Origin of the sequence: Vibrio sp. 10N.222.54.A3 (genome assembly GCF_041474095.1) — a bacterium.
Taxonomy (GTDB): domain Bacteria; phylum Pseudomonadota; class Gammaproteobacteria; order Enterobacterales; family Vibrionaceae; genus Vibrio; species Vibrio crassostreae_C.
Genome location: NZ_JBFRTN010000166.1, coordinates 1 through 305 on the forward strand (window position 1 = coordinate 1; position 305 = coordinate 305).

2 tRNA genes are annotated in these 305 nt (G+C 48.2%); both read right to left on the reverse strand.

Annotation, left to right across the window (positions count from 1 at the left end):
- Positions 1-82 precede the first annotated feature (82 nt).
- Positions 83-158 (reverse strand) — tRNA-Val (locus AB4507_RS22705).
- Between the two features lie 29 nt (positions 159-187).
- Positions 188-263: transfer RNA gene (locus AB4507_RS22710), tRNA-Ala, on the reverse strand.
- Between the last annotated feature and the right edge of the window lie 42 nt (positions 264-305).

Here is a 305-nt window from a genome sequence, read left to right on the forward strand (position 1 = left end):
CCAAATTGTTAAAGAGCAAGAGTTTTAAGTGTTAAACTTTTAAACCCATTTTTAAATACTCTCTTACGAGAATGCTTAAAGATGGTGGGCGATACCGGGCTCGAACCAGTGACCCCCTGCTTGTAAGGCAGGTGCTCTCCCAACTGAGCTAATCGCCCATGATAGTTTTGATTCCTCATGGAAGGAATGGTGGAGCTATGCGGGATCGAACCGCAGACCTCCTGCGTGCAAGGCAGGCGCTCTCCCAGCTGAGCTATAGCCCCATATTTTTATTTCCTTGGGAGGAAATGGTGGGTCGTGCAGGA